We start from the raw sequence: 5,377 nt of genomic DNA, 5'->3' as shown, positions 1-5,377 counted from the left end.
GTTAAGGCATGTAACAGGGGAGAACCATGGTCAAGCGCGTGCGATTGGATCCCATTGCCCAGGTGTCTGAGATTGCCACCAACAGCAATTTGCTCTCGGTGCTGCTGCAAGAAGAGCTGAATGTGTTGAAAGAGTGCGGCGGGCGCGGCCTCTGTGCCACCTGCCATGTGTATGTGAAAGAGGGGATGGAGTCTCTCTCGCCGGTCACCAAGCGGGAGCAGCGCACTCTGGAGGTGATCACCACTTGCAAGCCCAATTCCCGACTGGCCTGCCAAGCGCGGGTCCTGGGAGAAGGGGTGGTGGTGGAATTGCCGGCGGGGATGTACATCAATGCCTTTAAGGATATCGAGGCGTTGATCGGGCGGCGGGCCGAACAGCCGCTCTTGCACCCTGTAACCGGCGCGATTTTGGTCCAGCAAGGCAAGCTGATTACGCGCTCGGTGCTGGAATCGGTGAGGGATCTGGATCTGGATATCCAAGAGGCTTTGACTCGCAGCAGCCGAGATTTTTAGTGTTCGCGAAGCGGAACGTAGTCCTTGAAGCCCGCACTCTATGCGTCAGCATGAGCGCGGGAGTACGTCACGGTTTCAAAGCAGCGTTCGCACATCCACCACTTTGCCGCTCACGGCCGCTGCCGCCACCATGGCCGGGCTCATGAGCAGGGTGCGCCCGGTAGGGGATCCCTGACGGCCCTTAAAGTTGCGGTTGGAAGAAGAGGCGCTGATCTGGCGCCCCACCAACCGATCCGGGTTCATCGCCAAACACATGGAGCAGCCGGGATCCCGCCACTCAAACCCTGCTGCCTCGAAGATCTCCCGCAGGCCCTCCTGTTCGGCCTCCTGCTTGACCCGCTCCGAGCCGGGTACTACAAACGCCTTTACCCCAGGCGCCACCCGCCGCCCCTTGGCGATCTTGGCTGCCTCCCGCAGGTCGCTTAAGCGGCCATTGGTGCAACTGCCAATGAAGCAGACATCCACCGGCGTCCCCACAATGGGATCCCCCGGCTGCAAATCCATGTAAGCATAGGCCTCTTGGGCCAGTTCCCGCTCGCTTTCCGGCAGCTCCTCGGGAGCCGGGATCCGCTCATCCACGCCAATACCCTGGCCGGGGGTGATCCCCCAAGTAACCGTCGGGGCAATGTCGGCAGCTTGGAACACGACCACGTCGTCATAGACCGCATCGGGGTCACTGGCCAGGCTTTTCCACCAGGCCACTGCCTCTTCCCAGTCAGATCCCTGGGGAGCGAACTCCCGCCCCTTTAGATACTCAAAGGTTACCGCATCGGGATTGACGTAGCCGCAGCGGGCTCCCCCCTCGATGGACATGTTGCAGAGGGTCATGCGCTCTTCCATACTCATGGCCTCGATGGCGCTGCCGCCGTACTCGTAGGCGTAGCCCACCCCGCCTTTGACCCCCAGCCGGCGGATGATGTGCAGGATAACATCCTTAGCGTAAACCCCCGGCCCCAACGTGCCCTGGATCTCGATGCGGCGCACCTTGAGTTTGGACAAAGCTAAGGTTTGGGTGGCCAACACGTCCCGCACCTGGCTGGTGCCGATGCCGAAGGCAATCGCCCCAAAGGCCCCATGGGTGGACGTGTGGCTATCTCCGCAGGCAATGGTCATCCCCGGCTGCGTCAGCCCTTGCTCCGGCGCGATGACATGCACGATCCCCTGCCGACCGGAGCCGCTGTTGTAGAAGCGAATGCCATGTTGCCGACAGTTGCGCTCCAATTCCTGGATCATCTCCTCCGCCAAGGGATCGGCAAAAGGCCGCGCCCGGCCGTCGGTGGGAATGATGTGATCCACTGTAGCCACCGTCCGCTCCGGGAACAGAACCGGCAGATGACGCTCCCGCAGCATGGCAAAAGCTTGCGGGCTGGTGACCTCGTGGATCAAGTGCAGGCCGATGAACAACTGCGTCTGCCCCGAGGGCAACATCCGCACCGTGTGAGCATCCCATACCTTGTCGAATAGTGTCCTCTCGCTCATCTTCCCGGCCTGTAGCCAATTCCTGTAACCCTTCAATGTGCTACCTGGGGGAAAGCTTGTCAAGGTACAGGCTTTCGCACCTCAGTTCTCTGGCCAGGAAACTCCTGCGGTAGCCGATGAGAAGAGTCGCCTTCAAGCGGGATCCCTGAAAGCCGGCCAGGGCAAAAAGCGATAGCCTGCCTCTTCAATGGCGGCGACGATATTCGGCAGGGCCTCGGCGGTATGGGGCCAGCGATCGTGCAGCAGCAAAACCAGGGGTTGATCCGAATTCTTGAACACCTGCAACTGGGCTTGAACGCGTTCCAACAGTTGGGCCGCCGTTTGGCCGGCATAGGCATCTTCTGGGCTCATGTTCCAGTAAAGAACGCGATACCCTGCCTGCTCCAAAGAACGCCGTAAAGCCGAATCGAGACGAAAACCTCCCGGCGGCCGAACCACCAGTTGGGGATCCAAATGCAACGTTTTCAGCAGTTGCGTTGTCTGATCCACCTCGGCATAGAAGATCGCGTCACTGCTGTAGAGGCGTCGATAATCGTGAGTAAACGTATGGTTGGCTATGGTGTGGTGGTGAGCCCGAATGGATTGGGCCAATTCTGGAAATTGAGAGACATGATTGCCGATAAGAAAGAAGGTGGCCGGAATCTGTAGCTGATCCAAAACCTCTAAAAGGCGAGGGGTGGACTGTGGCCAGGGCCCATCGTCAATGGTGAGGAAAGCAGAACGGGGCGGCACCTCTAATAAGGGCTCCAGCACCTCTTCCAAAGGCAGGGGCAAAGGCTGGCTGTTTTCCCAAGGATCAAGCCAATTGGGATCTGCCGCCCAGCCGTGTTGCAGCACCACCTCCACATGAGGGGGAGCAGGGGTGATCAACAGGCGCCCGGTGTGCTCGTCCTGGTTGCCCCAGCTCAGCCGGTAGGGCAGCTCCGCAGGCACCTCAACAAGGGTCGAACGGGTAATCACGGCATAGGGAATGTCGATCAAATAATGCCCGTTCACCCGCTCTTGATGAACCCAAGCAGCAGAGGGAGCCGACAAATAAATGAGGAGATCTTGCGGGTTGCTGCCGCGCACGACTCGAACGCTCTCAATCGGGAGAACGGGGTCGTATTCTGAGGTCAGGGTTAGGTTGAGATCGAAAAGCGGTTGGGCCTCCACCGTGTAGTAGTACAGCCCCACCAATAGGAAAACCAAGAAAAAGATCGCCGCTTTCAGAGAATGCATGGAAGTTGCCGGGGCTTTCGCAACAATCATAGGGCAGAAGGCTACCCCAACTCTCCAGAGAGAGCAGGATGAGCTCAACTTATGAGCGCAGGCGCTCTTCCCATTTACGAGCAGGAGAGGCGCGGCGGATGTCCCGCCAGATGGCTGTGGCAGCCAGGGTGCCATCGGCAACCGCAATTGACACCTGGTTCAGGCCCTGCTTCAAATCCCCGAGCGCAAACAGGCGCGGGTGGGCAGTGCGGCACCACTCGTCGGTGAGCAGACTCTCCCCTTGCCATTTCAAGTCAGGGATCCCTTTCAAGTAGTCGTTGTGGTATTTGGCTCCCATCGCCACCAAGCCGGTGGTAGCCTCAATGTAGGTGCCATCCTCCAGCTCTACCCCTCTCATCTGGTGGTTTTCTCCCCAAAAACGGCGAATGGGAGCTTCGTAGAGGGGATAGCCGTGTTCGGCCAGTTTTTGGCGCATTTCAGGGCCAACCGAGCAGAGGCCGTGGGTCAACACCGAGATATAAGGCGTAAACCAGTTGAGGACAAAAGCGGTGTTGATTTGAGCCTCGGAGCCGACGATCAAAACCGCCTTTTGATCCCGCATTTCATGGCCATCGCAGATCATACAAACATGCAGCGAGTAGCCCGCATACTCGTAAACATTTTGCATGTCGGGCAATTGCGGCAAATGGTCGATGATGCCCGTTGCTGCAATCAAATATCGGCTGCGAAAAACGGGGTAGAGGCTGTTGACTTTTCCCACCTTGACCTTGACGGCAAAAAGCTCTCCCTCATCCTTCACATCTTCCACATAGCCCCACAGATAGTCCATCCCCAAGCTGAGGGCGTGCTCCCTTCCCTGTCGCAACAGCTCCCGCCCTGGCGTGGTCGGAGGTAGGCCGAGATAATTGCGCAAATCCTGCATCCAAAAAGAGCGGCCTCTGCCTTTTTCTACGACCAGGCAGCTCAAGCCGTAGCGAGCCAGATAGATCGCCGCCGACAACCCCCCTGCGCCGCCGCCGGCGACAATGACATCGTAGATTTTGTTCAAGCCAACTTCTAGGTTCTTGCTGTTCAGCTTCATAGACGGCATCCTCTCGTAAGCTTTCTACTGGGTAACCTTCAAGTCGTCGGTCGCGGATCCAAAAACCTTAAGAAAATCCATATGTCCCGAAGGTCTGCTTATCCTGTTCATGCATCATGTCTCTATTAAGGCGTGTCGAGGTGAAGGGATCAGTTCCAACAACCGTCTAGAATAGGGGCTGAACTCTCTGTCAGGAGAAGAACCTTATGCCAGGCATCTTAGCGGCCATTGCCCTCATCTTCATTGGCTACCTGTTCAACTCGGTCAAGATCATCAGCCAGGGGTATGAGGCACTGGTAGAGCGTTTGGGCCGGTTTCACCGCAAGCTAACCCCAGGGCTGCACGTTATTCTCCCCCCCCTCGACAGAATTGTTTTCCAGGAAACCATTCGCGAGAAGGTACTGGACGTGCCACCGCAGCAGTGCATCACCAGCGACAACGTTTCGCTGATGGCCGATGCAGTGGTTTATTGGCGCATCACTGATATGATCAAGGCCCGCTATGCAGTGGAGGATGTGCAACGGGCTTTGATTAATCTGGTGCTGACGGCCTTGCGCGCCGAAATTGGCCGCATGGACTTGGATCAAACCTTTTCCTCCCGTGCCGAGATCAACGCCCGCCTTTTGACAGAACTGGACGAGGCCACCGATCCCTGGGGGATCAAGATCACCCGCGTAGAAGTCAGGGATATCCAGCCCTCTAAGACGGTGCAAGACTCGATGGAAAAGCAAATGGCTGCCGAACGGGAAAAGCGGGCCGCCATCCTCAAGTCGGAAGGGGAACAGCAGGCCAGCATCAATCAGGCGGCAGGGGCTGCTAAGGCACAGTTGTTGCGAGCAGAGGCCGAGAAGCGGGAGCGGCTGCTGCTGGCCGAGGGTACGGCTGAGGCCATCAAAACCATTGCCGCCACTCTGCAGGAGAACCCGGAGGCAGTCAATGCGCTGCAATACCTGATGGCGCAAAACTACATCGATATGGGTTTCAAGGTGGGCAGCAGTCCCAGCTCGAAGGTGATCTTTATGGATCCCAACTCCATCCCCGGCACCCTGCAAGGATTGGTCTCCATGGTGGACGTTGCCAAAAGCGGACAGGG

General features: G+C 58.0%; 5 protein-coding genes. 2 read left to right on the top strand and 3 right to left on the bottom strand.

Translation table 11 applies throughout. The features are described 5' to 3' along the window. Nucleotides 1–26 precede the first annotated feature (26 nt). Nucleotides 27–512 carry a 2Fe-2S iron-sulfur cluster-binding protein gene (locus NW853_RS02495; protein WP_414335682.1) on the top strand — a complete coding sequence of 162 codons (486 nt, stop codon included), beginning with the start codon at nucleotides 27–29 and terminating at the stop codon, nucleotides 510–512. A 75-nt stretch (nucleotides 513–587) separates the two neighbouring features. Here NW853_RS02495 and leuC read toward each other — a convergent pair whose 3' ends face one another. The 3 genes from leuC to NW853_RS02480 all read right to left on the bottom strand — a co-directional run bounded on the left by leuC (nucleotide 588) and on the right by NW853_RS02480 (nucleotide 4,284). Continuing rightward, on the bottom strand, nucleotides 588–1,991 hold the full coding sequence (gene leuC, locus NW853_RS02490; protein WP_414335680.1) for a 3-isopropylmalate dehydratase large subunit: 1,404 nt from the start codon (nucleotides 1,989–1,991) through the stop codon (nucleotides 588–590). Nucleotides 1,992–2,123: 132 nt separating this feature from the next. Beyond that, nucleotides 2,124–3,212: a polysaccharide deacetylase family protein gene (locus tag NW853_RS02485; RefSeq protein WP_414347598.1), complete on the bottom strand. Its 1,089-nt coding sequence runs from the start codon at nucleotides 3,210–3,212 to the stop codon at nucleotides 2,124–2,126. A 79-nt stretch (nucleotides 3,213–3,291) separates the two neighbouring features. Then, the gene (locus tag NW853_RS02480) at nucleotides 3,292–4,284 is read right to left on the bottom strand and encodes an NAD(P)/FAD-dependent oxidoreductase (protein WP_414347596.1); all 993 of its coding nucleotides are present in this window, start codon (nucleotides 4,282–4,284) and stop codon (nucleotides 3,292–3,294) included. 206 nt (nucleotides 4,285–4,490) lie between these two features. On the opposite strand from NW853_RS02480, the gene NW853_RS02475 reads away from it, so the two are divergent. Beyond that, nucleotides 4,491–5,377: SPFH domain-containing protein (locus NW853_RS02475; protein ID WP_414335675.1), on the top strand; the 887-nt coding region annotated here is incomplete at its 3' end.

Origin of the sequence: Synechococcus sp. H55.11, assembly GCF_047462475.1 — a bacterium.
Taxonomy (GTDB): Bacteria; Cyanobacteriota; Cyanobacteriia; order Thermostichales; family Thermostichaceae; genus Thermostichus.
Note: the sequence above shows the minus strand (reverse complement) of the source record. Positions and strands in the feature narration are given on the sequence as shown.